The 22,232-nt window shown below is 39.5% G+C and carries 14 protein-coding genes; all 14 read right to left on the reverse strand.

Going from position 1 to position 22,232, the window contains the following annotated elements:
* Positions 1–546: 546 nt before the first annotated feature.
* Complete coding sequence (gene rpiB / locus LI951_RS09515) at positions 547–990, reverse strand: ribose 5-phosphate isomerase B (RefSeq protein ID WP_229442065.1); 444 nt, start codon at positions 988–990, stop codon at positions 547–549.
* A gap of 22 nt (positions 991–1,012) precedes the next feature.
* Positions 1,013–1,873 carry a PTS system mannose/fructose/sorbose family transporter subunit IID gene (locus LI951_RS09520; protein ID WP_229441972.1) on the reverse strand — a complete coding sequence of 287 codons (861 nt, stop codon included), beginning with the start codon at positions 1,871–1,873 and terminating at the stop codon, positions 1,013–1,015.
* Positions 1,873–2,643 (reverse strand): PTS mannose/fructose/sorbose/N-acetylgalactosamine transporter subunit IIC, encoded by a 771-nt coding sequence (locus LI951_RS09525; protein ID WP_202068444.1) that lies wholly within the window; start codon positions 2,641–2,643, stop codon positions 1,873–1,875. Before LI951_RS09525 ends, LI951_RS09520 begins: the two co-directional genes overlap by 1 nt.
* A gap of 28 nt (positions 2,644–2,671) precedes the next feature.
* Positions 2,672–3,145: a PTS sugar transporter subunit IIB gene (locus LI951_RS09530; RefSeq protein ID WP_229441973.1), complete on the reverse strand. Its 474-nt coding sequence runs from the start codon at positions 3,143–3,145 to the stop codon at positions 2,672–2,674.
* A 14-nt stretch (positions 3,146–3,159) separates the two neighbouring features.
* On the reverse strand, positions 3,160–3,585 hold the full coding sequence (locus LI951_RS09535; RefSeq protein WP_229441974.1) for a PTS sugar transporter subunit IIA: 426 nt from the start codon (positions 3,583–3,585) through the stop codon (positions 3,160–3,162).
* Between the two features lie 426 nt (positions 3,586–4,011).
* Positions 4,012–4,773, reverse strand: coding sequence for a DeoR/GlpR family DNA-binding transcription regulator (locus tag LI951_RS09540; protein WP_229441975.1), 762 nt, complete (start codon positions 4,771–4,773; stop codon positions 4,012–4,014).
* Between the two features lie 15 nt (positions 4,774–4,788).
* Complete coding sequence (locus tag LI951_RS09545; protein ID WP_202068436.1) at positions 4,789–5,865, reverse strand: alcohol dehydrogenase catalytic domain-containing protein; 1,077 nt, start codon at positions 5,863–5,865, stop codon at positions 4,789–4,791.
* A 169-nt stretch (positions 5,866–6,034) separates the two neighbouring features.
* On the reverse strand, positions 6,035–8,635 hold the full coding sequence (locus LI951_RS09550; protein WP_229441976.1) for a sigma-54-dependent transcriptional regulator: 2,601 nt from the start codon (positions 8,633–8,635) through the stop codon (positions 6,035–6,037).
* Positions 8,636–8,962: 327 nt separating this feature from the next.
* Positions 8,963–10,954, reverse strand: a complete 1,992-nt coding sequence (gene tkt / locus LI951_RS09555) for a transketolase (RefSeq protein ID WP_229441977.1) — start codon at positions 10,952–10,954, stop codon at positions 8,963–8,965.
* 228 nt (positions 10,955–11,182) lie between these two features.
* On the reverse strand, positions 11,183–13,894 hold the full coding sequence (locus LI951_RS09560; protein ID WP_229441978.1) for a cation-translocating P-type ATPase: 2,712 nt from the start codon (positions 13,892–13,894) through the stop codon (positions 11,183–11,185).
* Between the two features lie 643 nt (positions 13,895–14,537).
* Positions 14,538–15,299 carry a tRNA 2-thiocytidine biosynthesis TtcA family protein gene (locus LI951_RS09565; protein WP_202068428.1) on the reverse strand — a complete coding sequence of 254 codons (762 nt, stop codon included), beginning with the start codon at positions 15,297–15,299 and terminating at the stop codon, positions 14,538–14,540.
* Between the two features lie 64 nt (positions 15,300–15,363).
* A complete protein-coding gene (locus LI951_RS09570) occupies positions 15,364–17,217 on the reverse strand; it encodes an LTA synthase family protein (RefSeq protein ID WP_420705927.1) in 1,854 nt (617 codons plus the stop codon).
* 683 nt (positions 17,218–17,900) lie between these two features.
* On the reverse strand, positions 17,901–18,278 hold the full coding sequence (locus LI951_RS09575; RefSeq protein WP_229441979.1) for a hypothetical protein: 378 nt from the start codon (positions 18,276–18,278) through the stop codon (positions 17,901–17,903).
* Between the two features lie 50 nt (positions 18,279–18,328).
* Complete coding sequence (locus tag LI951_RS09580; RefSeq protein ID WP_229441980.1) at positions 18,329–21,682, reverse strand: RICIN domain-containing protein; 3,354 nt, start codon at positions 21,680–21,682, stop codon at positions 18,329–18,331.
* Positions 21,683–22,232: the final 550 nt, after the last annotated feature.

Genomic DNA, 22,232 nt, shown 5'->3' on the forward strand with positions numbered 1-22,232 from the left:
TGCTTGTTGGAAGAGATGGCCCAACTATCCTTGACTACGTGAGCTCCCCTTACTAGGAAACAAAAAAATTGAATAACGAGAGAATTTCAATAAGTGGCTAACTTGCACTTGAAATTTGCGTTTACCAAAAAAATAAGCCCAAAAGAAGAAAAGTCTAAAGAAAGCAGATCGTTCTTCTGGCTTCTCGTCTTAAAATTTGCGGATAAAAATAGCCTCTGTATATTGACCACATTAAAAATAAGTTATAATTCTAAACCAAGAAATATGGAGGATATTCAGCAGTCTCCGTTTAAACATTCAATGATTGTCATCTGCATACCATTCTGCTAAATGGATGTTTACTACAGAAAATCCTTGTATTTATGGGTCTCACTTTGTATTTATTTGGAAAAGCATTGGCATATCTTGTATAACCTTCAGACATGCAACGAGCATTGGGAAAGTATAGGAGAAAGTCCTTTGTTTTCAATCTCATCCTAATTTCAGCACTAAAAGAGTACAGAAAAGAATGATTCATTCCTGAGTAATCTTTTCTGCATTCCAATACTATTTATTTTTTTCAAGCCTATTTATTTTATCTATTCTTGTCTGATGCCTTTCTCCCGCAAATTCTGTATTAAGCCATACATCAACAATCATTAATGCAAGTCCTTCACCAATGACACGCTGTCCCAGACAAAGAACATTTGTATCGTTATGCTCCCGTGTTGCTTTTGCTGAAAAACAGTCGCTGACCAGAGCTGCCCGAATCCCCCTAATTTTATTTGCTGCAATACTCATACCGATACCTGTACCGCAAATTAAAATTCCTTTAGCATCTTCTTTATCCAAAACTCGAGAACAGACTTTTTCTGCATAGTCCGGATAATCAACACTTTCATGCTGATCAACACCAAGATCCTCAACAATTACTCCTTCTTGCTTCAAATATGATTTAACTGCATTTTTATATTCCACGCCGCCGTGGTCGCACGCCAGATATACTTTCATCATTTTACCTTCTCTTCTCTTATTAGTAAACGTTCGTCAATATTCCTAAAGCAGCCAGAATTCCTCCGCCGACAATCAAAATCAGAAGAACGGTTGTCGGCTTCATTTTTTTCTTAAGCAAAATATAGGTCAGCATTGTTGCCCCCAGAGGAAGCAGCCCCAACAGCAACGTATCCAATACATCCGTCTGCATTGACAGAACCTTGTCCCCACTTAATTTGATAGAAGTATCCGTTCCAACTTTTACAAAAGAAGCAGCCAGTGAACCAATAACAATTGCTCCTAAAGTCTGAGCAAAGGTCATCACATATGGCAGCAATGAGCCGGAAAGCATTTTTTGAATCCCTTCTTTTCCTGTTTCGTATCCTTTCATCCATAGAAAATAGGCAATACTTGTCATGATGCCCAAATGGAGAACGAAAAACGCAACAGGTCCTAATAAGATATTTCCTTCTGCACCAAACGCTAATGTAAATGAAAGCAGAATTGGAATCAATGTTCCCTGCCAAAGCGTATCTCCAATACCGGCAAGTGGTCCCATCAGCCCAGTTTTCAGCCCATTAATCGTTGCATCGCCAATTTCTGCTCCATTCGCTTTTTGTTCCTCCATCGCTATTGTCATAGACAAAATCGGTCCGCCAAATGACGGCTCAGTATTAAAAAACTGCATATGTCTTTCAAGCGCAGATTTCATTTCATCAGAATCCTTGCCATAAAGCTTTTTCAATACTGGAGATAAGGCATGAACCACTCCTGTTGCCTGTAGTCTTTCATAGTTGTAATTTGCATGAGAAAAGAAAGTCCAACGCCAAAACGCAGAAACGACTTCACGTTTGGTCAGTTTTTTCTCTGGTGTATATTGTTCTACTACATTTGCCTCCATTAGACAGTCCTCCCGTTCCCATTTTTCTTAAGATAAAGTTCAGTAAATACATAGGCAATCACTGCAGCAAATACCGAAATCGGCAGTGTTGGCAGTCCTGAATAAATTGAAAACATGAAGCCCAGCAGGAAGAAAATCAATGTGCCTTTTCCATTCATCGAACGAAGGTTCATCGCAATCCCCAAAGCGGGAAGAATTCCTCCGATTGTAGAAAGAACTTCCAATGGTTTTCCTCCCAGCTGATCCACCACACCTGCAACTGCATCTGCACCTAAATAAGAAGCCAACGCAACCGGAATCACTGTGATTACCAGTAAGAATAATTGGGGCGGAACAATATGAAGCATGTTAATCCGGTCAATGTTTCCTTCTTCCGCCGCTTTATCTGCCAAATGGACAAAGGTAATATCGACAGTCATGTGAGCCACCCAGACTAATGTACCCAATAAACCAAGAGGTACTGCCAGTGTCACAGCTACTGAAGGTTCAACATTGGCAGCCATAGCCAGTGCTGTGCCCAGTGTACCTGCTAATGCCGGGTCCATTGCCACGGTTCCTCCGGCTGAAATAAATGCTAAATACGGTAAATTAATTGCTGCTCCAATAATACAGCCCTGAACCGGATCACCCAGAATCAGTCCGACAATTGTTCCATTTACAAGTGGTCTCATCCAGCCGTGCGTTCCAACCAATGTAATCCAAGGTGTGCCGTTAACGCCCAAGTAATACACAAGACCAATCAAAATTGCCTGTACAATATTAATTTGCATAACACTTTTCCTCCTATCTCCTTGCTAATTATAAAATCCCTTTTACTGATATAGCTTTTTCGTCTGGAATGATGTGAATACTCATTTCCACGCCATGATCAACAATCTTTCTGAATGTTTCTCTTTCATTATCTGAGGCAGAAATATTTTTATAAAACTTGCTCCTGTTTTTATTTACACCCATTCCGCCGATAATGATCTTCTCCAAAGCAACACCTTTTTCAATCAGCTGAAGATACGCTTCCGGTCCTTTTGTCAAAATGATAATTTTGTCATCTGCCGGAGCATTTTTTAACAGCTCTGCTCCATCTTCAATGCCTGCAATTGATAAATCAATACCTCCAGGTACAGCCATAGAAATGATTGATTTAGTAAACTCGTCTGCTGCAGTCGGTTCATCAACAATAACGATATGGTTTCCTCCTGTATACTGCAGCCATGCTGTCATTACCTGTCCATGTATTAACCGATCATCAATTCTTGCTAACACGATTTTTGCCATTCTTATCTTCCTCTCTACTTTTTCGCCTGTACTGACGTCAGTTCTTCAAAAAACTCTTTGATACCCTCTTTACCTGCCTGCATCACATTTTTATACATATTATCCAATACTATCCCCAGCATCCGCTGGTTAAATGCTTCAATGACCATTGGAAGATTGACTCCCGAAATTAGGCGATAATTATGTCCCTCCAATTTTTTGAAGCTCATTGCCGTTTGATTGTATGGACTGGCTGAGAAAAGATCAGCCATCACCAGAACACCATTTCCTTTATCTAATTTTTTTATCTGTTCCTGAATTTGATCAGCAAATAAATTAATATCATCTCCGTGGCACAAGCTTAAGGTATGATAATTCTGCTGCTTTCCCATAATCAGTTCCAGACTGTCCATGATGCCATCTGCCATTTTTCCGTGCGTTACAATCAATATTCCTGTCATGCCCCATCACTTCCTTTCACCTTCTTTATAAGCAACAGGCATGCCAACTTTTCTGTGCCAGCTTATTACTCTTGCTTCTTTTCGTGATTAGTCTGCTTTTGAAAAAAGAAGCCCTGATACTGCTATATTTCCGTCTGCTATATTTTCTTCCTCAGTACTAGTATTACAAGAAAAAATAACTCTTTTATCCTTGAAAAAAGCTGAAATAGCACACTTTTTAAACTTCCAGCACAAAAAACACCTAAAAAGAAGCACTCACTTCTGCTCGTTCATACTAAATATATCTTTTTCAGCACACTTCGCCAAAAGAACACATTTTCGGCACACTCGCAAAACTATAAAAAACGTCTGAGCACTTTGCTCAGACGCCTTTCCACTTACCCTTTCATATTACATTCGAAGTCTTTATTCAGCAAATCATTCTGTTTAAGTCTGTTCAATCTTTAAGCCTTTCGACTGAAGCAGCGCAATACTTTCAGAATCAGCCTCTGTATCTGTAATCAAAAGATCCATTTCTTCAATCGGCCAAAATGCATGCAGCGCTTTTCTTCCCAGCTTTGTATGATCCGCTACAACAATAACATTTTGAGCGGATACAAGCATCTCTTTCTTTGCCGGAATCAAATATTCATCAAAATGATTCAGCCCTGTTGTCAGATCAAATGCTGGGGTCGCAATAAATGCCTTATTGACAAATAAATTTTTAAGTGCAGCATCTGTCAACATCCCATTCAGCATATAGCTGTTATGGTGAACAACGCCGCCCGTTACAATGGTTTTTACTTCCCGGTTATTTCTTAACACTGTCGCTATATTAATATCATTTGTGATCACAGTTAAATTTTTCTGATTTGTCAAATGTCTGGCAATCTGTAATGTCGTTGTACCTGAATCTAGAATGATACTGTCGTAATCCTTGATTAAGCTTGCTGCATAACGCCCAATTCGTTCCTTTTCATCAATATTCTCTGTCTGCCGCTCATCAAAAGGAGATTCATCTTTTTTTACATCTGACGGAATCACACCTCCATGAATACGGGCAACCAGTCCCTTTTCCTCCAAATCATCCAAATCTCTTCGAATGGTTGTTTCGTGAACAGAAAACGCATCTGCCAGATCATTGACTGAAACGAACTGCTTCTCTTTGATTAATTCAAGTATCTTGTATCTTCTTTCATCTGTTAACACATTACCGACTCCTGTCTATTCCCATTTGAAGTTGATAACTGTTTTTTTCCATCCATGATTTGCAGCAACTCGATCCATCACCTCTTTGAACTCAGCTCCATTGGATACATCATCCATTTTGACAGGAAGAATCCTTTTTAGCGCCTCCTGATAGGACAGATTCTTCATTCCTTCAATCACTGCCTGAAAATCTGCTGTAGATGAGCGGCTGCTGCCATGCAATGTAAGCCCCTTTTCCAGAATATCTCTGGTGTTAATTGGAACCCGGGCCTCGGTCACTCCCATCAGAATAACATCCGCACAGGAATCAGCAATATCAATCGCCTGATTTAGTGCATTCTCACTGAAGGCGCCGCCTGTACATTCCAGCAATATATCAAAACACATCTCGCTGTTTTCAAAATCATAGGTTGTCACGTTTTCTGTCTGCGCAAAGTCAAATTCTGCGAGTTTCTGCTCGTCTGCACCAAAAACAACAAAACGTTCTTTCTCAACTTCATACATATATCTTATCATAGAAGCGGTGAAATAGCCTACAGGACCGTCGCCAAACAATGCAATTTTCTTTGTTTTATCGAGTAGTTTTGAGCGTATATGGCTAATAGCATGAAAGGAAACAGTTGACAGCTCTGCGAGAACCGCAACTTCGTCTGGAATTTCATCAGGTATTTTCACAAGACATTCTGCCGGATGAACCAGCATACTTTGCGCAATACCATCATAGCCGCTTCCCAAAAATGAATTCCCTTTTGTATAGTTAACCGGCACTTCTGACTTTTGTTCAATTTCCGGATGAAGAACAGCACCGGGAATGTTAGGTACAATCACGACTCGGTCACCTGCTGAAAATTCCGGCGCATTCGATTCTTCAACAACTGCAATTCCTTCATGCAGCAAAGCCATCGGTAATTTTTTTGCCAGTGCTTCAGGTCGACGTTTTCCAGAAAAATATCTCAGATCTGCATGACATATACTGGCGAGTTTAGGTTTTACAGCAGCCCATCCCTTTGGAATGTTCCATTCCGTACTGACCTCTTCAATAACACCCGGCTGGATCAATCGATACATAACAGATTCTACAGTGCTTTTCATAATGCTTCCCTCCAAATTTTATCGCTCGAAACAACTCGTTTCTAGCTCGATTACGAGTTTACCACCTTTCCAAAAGCTTGTAAACCCTCGTTTAAACTCTGTGCAGAAAAAAATCTCAAAAAAAAGAGCAAAAACAAGCAATTTAGCACTTGTTTTTGCTCTTTTAAATTCAGTTAATAAATTTTTTCAGAAGTAATTCATTTTTCTTTTTACCCGCCTGATCATCATTGATATTTGAAAAATAGAAAATTTCTGCTACATAGGCAATTTCATCCTTGTCTATCTGAATACCAAAAGAAGCCTCAATAACCTGAAATTCTTTCTCAATAACTTCATAGATTGATTCAAATTCACTAATTTTTTCATCAAAATTATAATACCTCAGTGTATTCTTTTGAATAGCCCGTTCCAGCATTGTTACTGTATGAAATATATATTTGATATACAACGAATCTGTATGTTGAATCTTAGCTTGTTCAAGAATTTTTTGATACGCATCCTCCAACAGTTTACTGACTTTATCAACATTGATGAATGTCGTTGTTTCTTCAATCAGATGAAAAATTTTCTCTTTTATTTTTGGTTTTTGAGTATCAACCTCCGGCAGTCCATGTCGACTTGACGCAACATAGCTGTATTCTTTTCCATTATCCTGCAGAACATTGAGAATTTCATCAATATCATACGAATTACTTAAAGCTAAGCGGGTAGCTTCAAGGACATAAGGAGTACTTACACAGCTCAGTGTTCTGGTCAAACTCCCTGTTTCCTCTGTGATTATTTCACCAAAAGTTGTCAGCGACCCCATATCGACCAGCAGCAGAACTCCTTTACCTTCATCAATTTGACGAACCATCTCAATACTTTGCTCCAAAACCTCACTGACACTTGCTTCTAGCGGCATACAAATAGCATGACAATGCTTGACCTGCAGCAGTTTATTTGCAACAGCAGCTATGTCTTTCGCTGCATAATTTCCATGAGCAATAACCAAGATCCCTACGTGTTTTTCCTCATTTTTCAGATCAAGTGAGTTGAGAAAAAGCGCAATCATACTTACTTCATATGCCGGCACAGAAATATGATAATGCTGACTGATCTGATGAATAATTTTTTCAGCCATAATTTGATAGGACAGTGCCTTACTTTGCTTCACTTCACTGCGCGAGTGACTGTTATAGCTCCCACCCTGAATTTTGCTGATAACATTTTTCAGGTGCATCATCAAACCGATCATCGCCTGATTATTCAAATATATCTTCTGCTGAGACAGCGTTTCTTCAATCACCCTGAACAGAAAATGGTATTCCTCTTCCGGAATAATTTTATAAATTGGTTTTTCCTGTTCATTTTCTCCCTGGTAAATTCTTCCATTTTCTGCATTGCCAAAGTATTTCATCGTTTCTGTATCAACATACCTACGTATTTCTTCAGCAGCAATTCCTTTTTCAAAATACTTCTTAGAATTTTTCTCCAATTCTTTATAAAATGCAGATTCCTGTTGAAAATTAGTAACCAATTCTTCAATTGAGCTTGGTGCATCATCAGGATAAAAATCAAATGCTTCTTTTCCATTCCAGTCGAAATAATGCTTTCTCTGTTCTTCCAGAATCAGAAAGAAATTAAAATGATGCTTTGGCAAATTCCCCACTTCAATGTTTAAACACTCTGTTCCGCTTACCAGACTCTCAGAAAAAGCACTTGCTGTTGTCAACTTAATATCATTAATCAGCTGACCAAGATTATTAACACAGTCATAAAACAATAAAAAATTTATCACATCTGTTGAGACAGTAATCTGCCGATTAATCGCTTTGGCTTCACTTTTAAAATACAGATAAATCAGTTCCAGTCTTTCTTCCATTGAGCGCTCTTTCAGTGATGGAATTTTGATAACGTTGGGAATTCTCCGCAAAAAAGTCTTTAAAATGGCTTCATCTGGATCTTCTGTTGTAGCTGCAATAATCAGTACATCGGCTTTCTGATGTGTGGCAGACTCGCCCAGTCTACGGTATTCTCCCCGATCCATTAATGAAAACAGCATTTCCTGTCCTTCAGGCGGCAAACGATGAATTTCATCAAGAAACAGAATACCGCCGTTTGCTTGAGAAACAAGGCCCCGCTTTTCTTCCTCCGCTCCGGTAAAAGCTCCTTTGACATGACCGAACAGATGGGATAACAGCAGCTGAGGATTACCGGAATAGTCTGCGCAATTGAATAAAATATAAGGCGCATCCTCTGTAAATTTCTCATTTGCTACCGCAAAACGATACATTGCATTAGCAAAGGTTGTTTTTCCTACACCCGTCTCACCAATCAGCAGAGTATTCAAGCCAGACGGCGGGTAAAGTATTCCGGCAATAGCTTGTTTTACCTGTGTTTGCATGCTTTTGTCTGAGCCAATCAAATCTAAAAACGCATTCTCTTTTTCATTATCAGCAAGCTTTTCCAATTCCTTGCCGTTCCGTACCGATTCAATGAATTCAGGCAATGATGAAAATGTATTTCCAGCTAGCTGTTCACTGCTGTAGCTTTTTAATCCAGGTAATTTACGACTTAGAAAAAGAACCGGTCTTCCGCCAATTCTAATGGCTCTATTTTCAAGAACCAGCTGTTTCAGCTCTCTGCTGACATTATTTCTTGAGTAACCAGTTTTCTCTGATAGATCCGAAGCAGTAAAGCCTACCTCCAAGCTGTCAATTTGTTCATCATTAATCAGTACACAGCATTCCTCCAACGCTCCCAAAATATGATCAATTCTTTTCTCCATCAAAACAACTCCTTTCAACGGAACGGTAAACGCTCACAATTTGTGATAAAATCAGATATTTTCACATCCGCTCTTATCTCTATGAGACCATAATTCATTTAGTAATTCAATAAAAGAACAAACTTTTTTTCGAATCGTTCACTTGTTATAAAATAGTTTCTAATTAGTCAATAATTATGGTTTTTCAAAGGTTTTCCCCTAAAAAAAAATATCATAGTGTTATTTTATGAGTTTATTAAATAAACCCTCCCCTTTTTCAGACCCATACAATTAAGCTGAAAAAGAGAGAGTATAACATTAAAATAAAGAAATTCAAGTTTTATTTTTTCACAAAGATCGATATTTATTCACAACATTTTCCACTGTAAAGCCAAATGACTCCATAAGCAGCTCTGCTGGGGCACTAGCTCCATAACGGTCGATGGACAGCACCTCGCCTTCTCTGCCAATGTATTCTCTCCAGTCAAATTTGCTGCCCATTTCAACAGCCAAACGTTTGGTGATTTTTTCAGGAAGAACAGACTCTTTATATTCTTTACTTTGCTTTTCAAACCGGTTCCAGCTGGGCATTGAAACTACCCGGACAAAGATCCCTTCTTCTTCCAGTTTTTTCTGTGCTTCAATTACCAGATGAACCTCCGAGCCTGTCGCAAGCAGCAACCCGTCTATTCTGTCATTTCCTGCTTCAGAAACAATATAGGCTCCTTTGGACACCCCTGCATCAATGACTTTCTGATCAGAAGAAAGTGTTGGTAAATCCTGACGGGTTAATGCCAAAATCGTTGGTTCTTCTCTGTTGGAAAGACAAGCTTTCCATGCTGCAATCACTTCTTTTCCTTCAGCTGGTCGAATCAGATCTACATCCGGCATTGCACGTAATGCTGCCAAGTGCTCAATCGGTTCGTGTGTTGGTCCATCTTCTCCGACCGCAATACTGTCATGGGTAAAGATATATGTCACAGGCAACTTCATCAAAGCTGACATCCTAATTGCCGGACGAAGATAATCGGAAAAGACAAAAAATGTGGAGCAAAATGCCTGCAATCCGCCATGTAGCTGCATCCCATTGGAAATTGCTGCCATTCCAAATTCCCGAACACCAAACCAGATATTGCGGTTTCGGTAATTAAACGAGCTGAAGTCCCCTGTATTAGCCAGATAGGTCTTATTTGAGCTGGATAAATCAGCAGAACCGCCAATCATCGATGGAATCTGCACTGCAAGCTGATTCAGCACTTTCCCGGAGGAAACTCGAGTCGCCAGCGTTTGTCCTGCTTCATAGTCCGGATAGGAGAGCTGTGACAGATCATGAGAAAAGTTGATTGCCTGCTCAAATTCTTTCGCTTCTTTTGGATATTTTTCCTGATATTCTTCAAGTTTCCGATTCCATTCTTCAACAAGTTTTTTCCCAGTTGCAATCTGAGCGCGTGTATGTTCAAGAATATCTTCTGGAATAACAAATGGCTCTTCTGACCAGCCGTAGTTTTCTTTTGTTTTAGCAGCTTCTTCTGCCCCCAAAGGTGCGCCATGGGAACTGGAAGCTCCGGCTTTATTTGGTGAGCCGAATCCGATTGTTGTTCTGATTTCAATTAGAGTCGGCTGTTCAAGATTCGCTTTGGCTTCTTTAATCTTCTCATCAATGGACTCAATGTCATTACCGTTCTCAACTCTTAGGACCTGCCAGCCATAGGATTCATACCTTTTTTGAACATCCTCAGAAAAGGATTGGCTCAATTTACCGTCCAAAGAAATATCGTTGCTGTCATAAAGAACAATCAGCTTTCCAAGTTTCAAATGACCTGCCAGAGAAGAAGCTTCGCTGGTAACTCCTTCCATTAAATCCCCATCACCGCATAACGCATAGGTATAATGGTCAATGAGATTCAGCTCTTTCTTATTATAAGTTTCTGATAGATGCGCCTCAGCAATAGCCATCCCCACAGACATGGCAATTCCCTGTCCCAAAGGTCCGCTTGTAGCATCAATTCCGGCTGTATGCAGATATTCAGGATGTCCAGGTGTTTTACTGCCCAGCTGTCTAAACTGTTTCAGCTCCTCAACAGTCATCTCTTCATAACCAAACAAGTACATTAACGAATAAAGCAACGCAGAACCATGTCCAGCAGCTAAAATGAATCGATCCCGATTAATCCAATTTGGAACAGTGGGAGCATACTTCATTTGCTTTGCCCATAAAGTATAAGCCATTGGTGCTGCGCCCATCGGCATTCCCGGATGTCCCGAGTTTGCTTTCTCCACAATATCAATTGCCAAACTCCTAATCCCTGCAACAGCTCTGTTCTCTATTTCTTTTATCATTCTTACAGCCTCTTTCTGCTCTTAAGAGCTTGAATTCGTAAAAAACAACTCGTTATTGCTCATTTACGAGTTTAGCATGTTTCAATTCTGTTGTAAAGGCAATATGAATTAAAGAAAAAGAGTATAAGACTACCTTCAAACGGCTTTGTCTTATACTCAATCTAATGAACTGGAAAAAATTTTCCTTTTCTTCTTTTTTAAAGTACTGATATCCTGATTTTTAAGAAATTATGCCTTGCCTGTTCGTCTCTGAACCAATTTAACAATCTCAACAATCGGAATAATTGACACAGATGCCAATACCACAATCATCCACTGATAGGGATCAAGCGTAGTTACTCTGAACAGGTCATTAAAGCCCGGAACCACGATCGTTGCGGTTAGCAGCAGCGCAGAAATTAACAACGCCCAGTTAAAGGTCTTGTTCTTGAACAAACCAACTGTAAAAATAGACTCATGGATCGATTTCACATTAAATGCATGAAGCAGTTGAATCAGCCCTAATGTAGCAAATGCCATTGTTAATGCATCGCCATGCTGCAGGTCATATAGTGCCTGTGCAGATAAATTCGGCATATTTATTGCAGTATGAGCAGGATTCGTGATGGCCAGATGATACACAAACAGAATCAGTCCGCCTTGGAGTACTCCCTGATAAATCACACTGCTCAGTACACCGCCTGAAAAGAAATTGGAATTCTTTCCTCTTGGCACCTGCTTCATAACATCACTTTCTGCCGGCTCAACACCTAATGCAATTGCAGGGAAAGTATCTGTTACCAGATTAATCCATAATAAGTGAACAGGCAGTAATGTATCCCAATTCAACATGGTGGCAATGAACAGCGTCAATACCTCTGCAAGGTTCGCGGATAACAAGTATTGAATCGTTTTTTGAATATTGGAGAAGACTTTACGTCCCTCTTCCACCGCAACGATAATCGTTGAGAAGTTATCATCTGCCAGCACCATATCAGATGCTCCTTTGGAAACCTCCGTACCTGTAATACCCATTCCAATACCGATATCTGCAGCTTTTAACGCCGGTGCATCATTAACCCCATCACCAGTCATGGCGACTACTTTCCCTTCATTTTGCCATGCTTTGACAATACGAACCTTGTGTTCAGGTGAAACACGAGCATAGACAGAATACTTACCGACAGTACTTGCAAACACCTCATCAGAAAGATTATTCAGCTCCGCTCCGGTAATTACCGCAGCGTCATCCCCTTCTTTAATAATACCAAGTCTTGCAGCAATTGCTTCAGCTGTTTCACGGTGATCTCCTGTAATCATAATAGGACGAATACCTGCTTCTTTGGCAACCTTCACTGCAGCTGCAGCTTCTTTCCGTTCCGGATCAATCATTCCAACCAAACCAGCAAAAATCAAGTCTTTTTCCACTGATTCAGAAGTCATTTCAGATGGTACTGTATCAGCATAATTATAAGCCATTCCCAGAACGCGAAGTGCCTGCTTCGCCATTTTCGTATTGTTTAAAAGTATTTCCTTACGGTCATTCTCACTAATAACCGCTGTTTGACCATTTGTTTCGATCTGACTGCAGCGTTTCAGCAGTTCATCCGGTGCGCCTTTCACAGCAATCAAGTATTTGCCGTTTTCAAGTTGATGAACCGTCGTCATCAATTTCCGATCGGAATCAAATGGAATTTCAGCCACACGTGGTTCAGCCGTTACTTTCTCCGTAACATTAAAGCTGTGATCCAGTCCAAACTGTACCAATGCAGTCTCCGTTGGATCTCCAATGAGTGTACCGTCTTGAGAAATTTTTGTATCATTAGCAAAGGTCATAATCTTTAATGCCATATTATCGGGCGAAACAGCCTGTGAAGCGGGTGCCAAATGATTATTCGCATACAGCACTTCAACAGTCATTTGATTTAATGTCAATGTCCCGGTTTTATCTGAACAAATGATGTCTGTACTGCCCAAAGTTTCCACCGCAGGCAGTTTGCGGACAATTGCATTTTTCTTTGCCATTTTCTGTGTGCCCAGCGCCAGAATGATCGTTACAATAGCTGGCAGCCCCTCCGGTATGGCAGCTACTGCCAGCGAAATAGACGTCAGCAGCATGTCCACCCAATCTCTGCCGTTTGCTAATCCGACAGCAAACATAATCACTGCAATAATCAGAATTGCAACAGTCAGAACTTTTCCCAGCTGGTTTAAGTTCTGCTTGAGCGGTGTTTCCTGTTCCTTTTCACCAGCAAGCATCCCGGCAATCTTCCCAACTTCCGTATTCATTCCTGTACCGACAACAACTCCTACACCACGACCATAAGTTACGTTACTGTTGGAATAAGCCATGTTCAAACGATCACCTATTCCAATTTCCTGTGCCGACTGCTCCAATGTGCCGGCTTTTTTCTCAACAGGTACGGATTCCCCGGTTAACGCAGCCTCTTCAATTTTCAGACTTGCTGCTTCCAGTAATCGAAGATCCGCCGGAACCACATCTCCAGCATCAAGCAATACAATATCGCCTGGAACCAGTTCATCACTTTTAACGGAAAGAGCATGCCCATCACGACGAACATTGGCATTTGGCGAAGACATTTCTTTTAGCGCTTCGATCGCTTCTTCCGCCTTAGCTTCCTGAACAACACCAAAAACAGCATTCAGAACCACCACTAGTAGAATAATTACCGAGTCAACAATCTCATGAGAAAATAAAGCCGAGATTACCGCTGCAGCAAGTAATACGATAATCATAAAATCTTTGAATTGTTCCAAAAATTTAACAAAAATTGATTTCTTCTTACCTTCCTCTAATGCATTTTTTCCGTATTCAGTTAATCTCTTTCTCGCCTCTTCTTCGGAAAGACCATCAACACTGGTGGTCATTTTCTCCAGCACTATTTCCTCCGATTGCATATAAAATGCTTCTGTTAATTGTACTCTTCTCTGTTCTGACATTTTCTTCCTCCTTGAACATTGCAGCTGCTTTCCAGTCTATTTTACCTAATTTTTTACAAAACATAAAAAAATAGACTTCTGCATGCTACTTAAAAATTAAGTACACACATAAGTCTCACTGTTTAAGACAACACCAGGGAACGAATTCCAGTGTTGGTGATGCTGCCACAGCTCTTCAGCTGCCAGTTACTCCCTCATGAAAGAATAATCTCTAAAAACAACAACTGTTTTAAAAAATTACCGTTTCTAATATTATGACTGACAGCGATCCGTTTTTCAAGTCTAAAAGTAAATTTTCATGCTTTCTTTTTCATGAGGTCAGTAATTCACTCAAATAAAATGACTTAATTTTCTCTGGACTGTGGAATTAGTATATCTAGAAGTCTTAAAACCGAATAAAAAGCGTTCCAGTCTTTGTATGATCCGAGCATTCGTAAGAAGCATAGGAGCAAGTTCTTATATGCCCCTCAGACATACGATGAGTAACCGCAGGAGCACTTGCACGATCTTAACTGCGACGAGTAACCGCAGGAGCACGGAGCAGCTTTGTCACGACCTCAAAATAAAGAAACAGCCGCACAGTTATTCGATTTTTCAGGATTTTACCAATCTCAATTTTCTTCGCGTTAAACCGCCTGACTTCCTACCCTTCATCCTTGAATTTCAGACTTTTTGTCCAGAAATTTTCTTGCGTCCCCTGTTCCATTCCCATGATGAATTTCTCGCGAATATCCGGATACTTTTCTGAAAGCCCTGTAACCAAACGCTTTATTTCTTCCCGCTTTGTCTTTTTATCAACTGGACAGGGATTGAATATCACCGGCAGCTCTTCTCGCTTCACAAACTTGACAATATCCGTTTCATGAAGATAAAGCAACGGACGAATTAAGGTAACCGCTGTTTTTGTCAAATAGCTCTTCGGCTCAAAGCTTTCCATCGTTCCATGAAAGAGAAAGTTCATGAAATACGTTTCAATTGCATCATCCAAATGATGTCCTAGCGCCACTTTATTACAGCCCAGCTCTTTAGCACGATTATACAGAATCCCTCTTCTCAGCTTTGCACACAAAGAACAGGGGGAACGCTCTTCCCTGATGTCAAAGACCACTTTGGCAATATTGGTCGGTACAACATCAAGTGAATAGCCCAGCTTCTCCACAAAGTCCTGCATTGGGCGAATATCCATATCAAATCCCATATCCAAAGAAATTGGCACAATTTCAAACGAAAAGCCCAACCGTTCCTGCTTCGAGATAGTATCTAAAAAGTAAAACAGACTGGTGCTGTCTTTCCCGCCGCTCATTCCAATTGCAACTCTCTCTCCAGGCTGAATCATTTGATAATTTAAGACCGCACGGCGAATCGGGTTATAATAAATTGAGTTGTCTTTTTTCTTAAAGCTCATTTTAGTACTCCTCTTACCTATCATTCTATTGAGAAAAACGCAGAATTATGACCGGGCATCTCGTCTACTCAAAAGCTGAATTATAAAAATCTGTTTTCAAGCTGTATTTTTCTCCTGATACCAAATCATACTGAACCATCTGGTAAGCTTCATAATAGGCTTCCTGCTCATTGCTGAGCTTCATTTCCTTACTCCACTGATCACCAACATAGTAAATTCCTTTTTCAAATGCAGGGATTGCTTCCTGAACATTTAACAGCAGCTGATAGAAGCCGGATGTTTTCAAATTGCTCTGCTCAAGCAAGGATGGTGCAAAGTAGTATGGACTCGTGATTGCATCATGTGTTGTTTTTTCAGATAGCTGATGGGCTGTATCATACATGAGAAATTCTGTTCTGTGCATTTTAGCATCTGCTTCGTTGGCAGCCTGAAGTTCCTCTGAATAAATACTAGGCAGATGATCTCCCCAAAATACAACGAGTGTTCGCCGATCCAGCTGGTTCAGCTCTTCAATAAAATCTTTCAGTGCTTCGCTGCTGTATGCAATATCCTGCATATAGCTGTCGATGCTGTACTTATTTTCAGTACTTTGAGAAGAGTAGCTCAAGGTTGTATACTTATCGCTGTATGGCATGTGCGTCTGCATGGTAACCAAATGAATAAATTGCGGATCAGACGTCCCTGACAACAAACCCATGATTTCCTTATAAGCTGCTGCGTCTGAAATATACGAATTATTTTCAATCTTGTCAGTATGTTCCATTGTGTCTTCATAAATAAATTCATCAAAACCAAGCATAGTGTAAACATCTTTCCGTTTATACATCGAGGTATTGTAAGGATGAATTGCTGTCGTTGCATAATCCTCTTCTTTTAAGAAAGAAACGATCGAAGGAAACTCCTTCATATTTGGCAAAAGCATGGTGTATGGCGTTGTCATTTGCGCATTGAAAAGCTCCATGGACAAGCCGGTTAATGCTTCAAATTCGATATTCGCTGTACCTCCGCCATAATTTTGAGAAAGCATTTGACCACTGTAAGTCTGCTCAGCAATTGACTTATATTCTGCCAGCGGGTTCTTATCAGCAGTAATTCCTTCGAGTGCCAGCGGATCAGAAAAGCTTTCACTCATTATAAAAATAATATTTGGTTTTTCCTCAACAGCTTCCTGATTCTTTTTCTCTGCTTCTGCAGTGTATGTTTCGACTATTTCTTCAATAGTCTCTTTTGAATAATTTTCCGGCTCTTCCATAGCAGTAACTTTTAGATTGTAGAGAAAGCCGCCAATAAATCCGGTATTATAATAGTTCATTTTCTGACTGTAAGGAATCCAGAAGGCTGATCTGTTATATGCTTTTCTAAGCAGATTATTTGGATTGTTAAAATCACTGAAATAGAACATTAATCCAACAGAACAAATCAACAAAGCTCCTCTGATGATCTGTGTTTTCTTTGGCTTGGAAAAGCTTTTATAGATGGCCCAACCGAATAACCCCAAGCCAGCCAAACTGATTCCAATAATCACCACAAAAAGTACCGTTCCAATCATTTCCCTTAGCAGTCCAAATTCAGTTATCATTTTTAAATCATCGGGATAGATGGGTTCAAGCCGATAAAACATCTTCTGATAATCAGCAAAGCCCAGCACTCCGATAATAATGACATACAACAAGCTGCCAAAGCCTATCGACCCAGATAAAGCTACTAAAAACAGCAGGAATGTTCCAAGAACCAGGCATCCTAAAAGGAATTTTTCTGTATGCCATGAAAAAGCAAATTTAAAAGCCAAGTCAAAAGACAGGTCATTTTGACACATCTGTAAATATAAGTTGCTGATTAGAATCATTAGCGGTATGCCAACAATCAGCAGTTCTTCTTTCCATTTCATTTTTCCAAAAAAGTCTTTTATTTTCTTTATATATGTATGCACAAACAATCTCCTTTAAGTAAAATAGACACTCTATTATTCTATGTGTTCATTCTTAAAAAGTAAAGATTCTATTTTTGTCTTAAACGAAACCAAAACTATTTTTCTTCTTTCTGTGATCTCTACGTATGACTCACATACAAAAAATGATTTTTCACGTGAAAAACAGATAGATGAAGAGAGTTTGGATCTTTTATTTCTGTTCCACTCTCTTCATTCTCAATAATTTACAAATCATTATTAGGGCGTGTCTGAAAAGGTAGCGGCATTCGAATTTTTCAGTAATTTTTGTTGAAATAAAGGAAAAAAACAGCTTATGTGGTTCATAAATGAGTATTTATGACAATGAGTTCTATTAAAAATCATCAAAATATTTCCCGGTTGAGTTTTCAGACACGTCCTAGTGCTCTGACCAAATTATAAATTATAATAAAAGATCGTTTATAAATGATATTCAATGGTAAAAAATGTTAACGTGTATGCTTCAATGACAAGAACGAGCAGCTTCAATAAGTATTCCCTGAAAGAAGCGAGCTTAGTTAAATGTTGCACTGTTTTACACCTAGTTTGACTCCAGTTAGGGATATAATCGGCATTTTCTGACGAGTTGCTCCCGTACTGGCTGCACATTTCTTGGATTGGAAGCATAACTTGTTTTTAATTCGGTCAACACACTAGTTTAAAATATTTTCTTCCACATAAGTAACAAAATCAATATCTTTTTCTTTCGCCTGCTTTGCGTATTCTTCGATTTTAGAATCGGTCATACCACTTGAGTTAATTCCTGCTTCATACAGTTGTCTTCTTAACGTGGAAACATCTTCTTCAGGCGTAACTTTCCTGACATCATCAACTGAAGAAATCGTGGTTGCCGGCTCTGAGGTATTTTGCTGGTCGCTGCTGACAGAGTCGTTGCTTATAGAAGAACTTGTTTCATTGGATTGTGCAGATGATTCTGCCGTAGTATTTGTTTCCTTAGTCTTCGATTTATTGCAGGCTGATAAAGTTCCGATAAATAAAACAGCAAGAGCCAATGTTAAGATTTTTTTCATAATACTAATACCCTCCTTCATTCTTATATCCTGTCAACTTTATCCTTACTCTATTTAATAACAAAGTACGGTCTTCCCGCAGACCAGTCAATTGAATCTTTGGATGGTGTATTCCAAAGTTGACTGGTTGAAACCCAGCCATTATAAAATTGTCTGCCATAAGGATCATAAACATTTGTTTTACCGTTGGAATAACCATGAGTCACAATCGCATGCCCAATACCAACATCTACCAGCATAATAACCGGATAACCTTTTGACAGATAATCATTCAGCTCGCTTAGGCTGTTTATATTTGTAATGGTTCGTCCATAGGCTCTCATTCCTCTAACCAAGTCAGTACCGGATGAGCCAAAATACTGCTGATTGAAGCCCCCATAACTGAATACCCGGTTTGCTGTGTCAACAGGTGTTACATTCATTCCATAAGAACCCTTCAAGACCATTGCCATACTGGTCGGTACACATCCGGAAGGTCCGAATTTTGAAGTTCCAAAAGTCAGTCTGCTCCATCTGCTGTCCAGCTGTGAATAATAGTACGGCGGTTTTGCCAGGCGGTCATTAATATTGTCCTGCTCTGTTCTAACTTTTTCCAGTTTATAACTGGTTTTACCCACATAAACATCCGTACCGCCGGATTTAACATAGACGTGTGTATCAAAATGACCTGCGTGTTTAAAGTCAGCAGAATTCACCGTGACCGACCATGATCCATCTGAATTTTTCGTTCCGTTCAGCCATTTGATATCATCCTGACCATTCTCTCTGCTCCACGTAGGAAATTTTACACCGTCTGCTTTTCCACTGTTTGGATTGAATACCGTAACACGTGCTTTATCTTTACTCAATACTGTTGTCCGGAGTGCATTTGCCGAACTGATATTTTGAAGCTTGAATTTTTGAGCGGTTGTTTTGTTCAAGCTATATGTCTGAAGCTTCGTTCCGTCTTTCGTTGAGCCTCCAATAATATCCAGGTAGCTGCCCAATTTGCTTTGAATATAGACATAGCCGCTCCCGGCATTGATAAATCGAAATTGCTGTGCATCAGACGAATTCCATGAATATTGCTGAACTGAAACTTTTGCATCACTGCTGCCGCCAGAAATATCAAGGACCTTTTTAGATTTCACATTTTCCAGTTTATACCAGCCATTCCCCAAATCCTGAGGAATAAATTTCTGTTGATTCACTTTGTTTTCAGTCCAAAGTTGAACTTTGGCGCCATTTGCTGTACTGCCCGCTGAAACATCAAGTACAGAGTTTGAGCTTGTTCCTGCCTCTATAAAGTATCTATTTCCACTTGTTGGCTTGACAACATTAGGGGTTCCCTGTTTTTCAATTTTCCATTTTTGCGCTGCCGTTTTGTTCCAGACATACGTCTTAATAACCAGTCCTTCTGATACAGATGCTCCCGGTCTTTCCAGCACCGGCCCTAATTTAGATTTAATATAAACACAGCCATCACCTGCATCAATAAAGCGAAACTTCTGTGCCTCAGAATTATTGCTTGTATATTGTTGAATATTCGTACCGTTTTTATCTGACCCGTTTTGAATGTCTAGTACTTTCCCCGAAAATTTATTTTTTATTTGATACCAGCCATCCGATTGCTTAGTAAAAATAAACGCATCAATTTTTCCGTATGTTGAATCCCTAAGCTGGACAGTCTTCGAATTTGAACGATTCAGTTCACCAATTGAAAACACTTTGCTGGTACCTGCACCTTTAATCTGATACTCGCCATTTTCAATGTTGATCAATGAAACTTCCAGTGGGGCTGTCAGCTTCCACTTTTGCGCAGCCGTTTTATTCAGGCGATATGTTTGAATAGGTGTTCGATTCTCTGTTCCGCCTCCGCTTCTCTCCAAAACAGTTCCCAATTTTGAAAGAATGTACACATTCCCACTGCCTGCATTAATAAACTTAAATTTTTGTGCATCGGATTTGTTCGAAGCATATTGCTGAACCTTCGCTTTATTACCCGAATTTGCCGCATTCACATCCAAAACTTTTTTTGAATACTCATTCGTAATCGTATACCAGCCATCGGATTCTTTTATCACGTTAAACTGCTGTTTATTGTCAAAATCCACATGATTGATAATCAAACCGACACCGTTTCCTGTAGAATTAGTTGCCAAAGTCATATTCTTATTCAACCCGGCACTTGATAAATTATAAACACCATTTGCAACACTTACTTCATTTGGCGTCACTTTAGCAGCAACTTTCCATTTTTGTGCTGCTGAATAATTCAGCGTGTATGTCTGAATGAGTGTGCCCTCAGCTTGTCGACCTGCTGTCCGTTCAATGACAGTACCAAGCTTTGATTTGATGAAAACATCCCCGTTACCTGCATCTAAAAATTTAAATTTTTGCGCATCCGACTGGTTGCCTGAATACTGTTGAACAACCGCCTGCGCTTTTTTTGAAGCTCCCGCAACATCCAAAACTAAAGAAGAGTATGCATTCGTAATTGTATACCAGCCATCGGAAGACTTTGTAATTTTGAATTCACTGGATTTGCTGTACATTTCTGAAGAAATGATCAGCTGTTTTTTCAAACTTTTATTTAAATCACCAATGGAAAGGTACATCCCTAAGCCGCTGCTCTGCAACTGATAGGTACCATTTGCAACAGCAATCTCAGCAGGTGCAGCTGCAGAAAATGCAGTTGCTTCTGTAGCTGCAGGTTCGCTTACTTCAACTTTCCATTTTTGACTGTTTTCTTCTGTCTTCTCTGCCAGTTCAATTGTTCCTGTTTCAGATGTTTCCAGGTATTGTTCTGACTTTGACTGGATTAAATATTCACCATTTTCGCCATCTGCAAACAGCCATTTTTGTTCATTTGTATTCGCTGTATCTGAGTACGTTACTATTGTTTGTTCATTTTCAGATCGTTTTTCTATGCTTAAATATTTTTGTGTAGCTTCATTTTGAACCGTAAACCAACCGTCAGCAGAAGGTTCGATATTAAAATTTTGTTGTCTGCTTTCACTGATACCCTCAAGAATCAACTCACCTTCTTCATCTGAAGCCAATCGTTTCTCAGGCTTTTCCAAAGGAATCAATTTGATTTCCTTATTTAAAAAGTTAGTGATATCCGCCGGTTCAACTTGTATTGAGTCCTCCGTAGAAGAACTCGCAGTTTCTGGCTGAGCATTGATTGAATTTTCAATGCTGCTTTTTGTCGCCGACTGCTCAGAAACACCTGAACCTGCTGCTTCCTCAATAGAATGAGAGGAGCTTTTCTGATCGATGTTGTCCACTATTGAATTTGAACTGTTTTCTACTATACTGAAATTTTGTATTTCCTCACTGAATACAGTTATTGGAAATAATAAATTACTAGCAAGCAACAGACTTGCCCCACCCAAACAAAACAATTTTCCTGAGAATTTCATTTTTGTCCTCCTAAATTTTATATAACACTTTCCTTCTTAAATAGTTTACCTTAGTTCATGCTCATTATCGATATAATTTTATCAACAAATTTGTTTCATAGAAAAATAAATGCTTTTAAAAACCGCTGAGCAATCGACCTGTAAAGTTCCTTCTCGTTATTTCTCCATTCGTTTGACATATAATTCAATATATATAATTGATTGCTAAAGATTACTATAACCCATCCTGTTAGTTATTTACATTCACTTCTGATTAGCTGTTTTTCAAAAAAAAACTATTCTTCACGAAATGAAGAACAGCCTTAAAAAATTATAAAGTATTCAAGAGAAATAACTACACAAAATTTCCGCTTTTTTCTAATTTTTATGCTTCCCACCCTCACCAAAATACTAAGGAAGGTTGTGTGTCTCTGCCGGACTTGCGTATCTCCAGAGCTGTTGAATTTTGTCTGCATTTGCTTTCAGCTCATTAAATCAGCCTTGTCCATACATCGGATTCTGTCCTATCGACCAGCTAAATGAATCCCAAAAGAATAAAAAGAATGATCAA

The organism is Enterococcus sp. BWT-B8, assembly GCF_020567625.1.
Classification (GTDB): Bacteria; Bacillota; Bacilli; order Lactobacillales; family Enterococcaceae; genus Enterococcus_L.

Excerpts from the sequence above, each read along its gene's own strand:
- LI951_RS09520 (WP_229441972.1), bottom strand. The coding sequence starts at position 1,873 with ATGGAGGCAAATGTAGTAGAACAATATACACCAGAGAAAAAACTGACC.
- LI951_RS09545 (WP_202068436.1), bottom strand. The coding sequence starts at position 5,865 with ATGAAAAGCACTGTAGAATCTGTTATGTATCGATTGATCCAGCCGGGT.
- tkt (WP_229441977.1), bottom strand. The coding sequence starts at position 10,954 with ATGATAAAAGAAATAGAGAACAGAGCTGTTGCAGGGATTAGGAGTTTG.
- LI951_RS09535 (WP_229441974.1), bottom strand. The coding sequence starts at position 3,585 with ATGACAGGAATATTGATTGTAACGCACGGAAAAATGGCAGATGGCATC.
- LI951_RS09550 (WP_229441976.1), bottom strand. The coding sequence starts at position 8,635 with ATGGAGAAAAGAATTGATCATATTTTGGGAGCGTTGGAGGAATGCTGT.
- LI951_RS09575 (WP_229441979.1), bottom strand. The coding sequence starts at position 18,278 with ATGAAAAAAATCTTAACATTGGCTCTTGCTGTTTTATTTATCGGAACT.
- LI951_RS09565 (WP_202068428.1), bottom strand. The coding sequence starts at position 15,299 with ATGAGCTTTAAGAAAAAAGACAACTCAATTTATTATAACCCGATTCGC.
- LI951_RS09560 (WP_229441978.1), bottom strand. The coding sequence starts at position 13,894 with ATGTCAGAACAGAGAAGAGTACAATTAACAGAAGCATTTTATATGCAA.
- LI951_RS09530 (WP_229441973.1), bottom strand. The coding sequence starts at position 3,145 with ATGGCAAAAATCGTGTTAGCAAGAATTGATGATCGGTTAATACATGGA.
- rpiB (WP_229442065.1), bottom strand. The coding sequence starts at position 990 with ATGAAAGTATATCTGGCGTGCGACCACGGCGGCGTGGAATATAAAAAT.
- LI951_RS09525 (WP_202068444.1), bottom strand. The coding sequence starts at position 2,643 with ATGCAAATTAATATTGTACAGGCAATTTTGATTGGTCTTGTGTATTAC.
- LI951_RS09580 (WP_229441980.1), bottom strand. The coding sequence starts at position 21,682 with ATGAAATTCTCAGGAAAATTGTTTTGTTTGGGTGGGGCAAGTCTGTTG.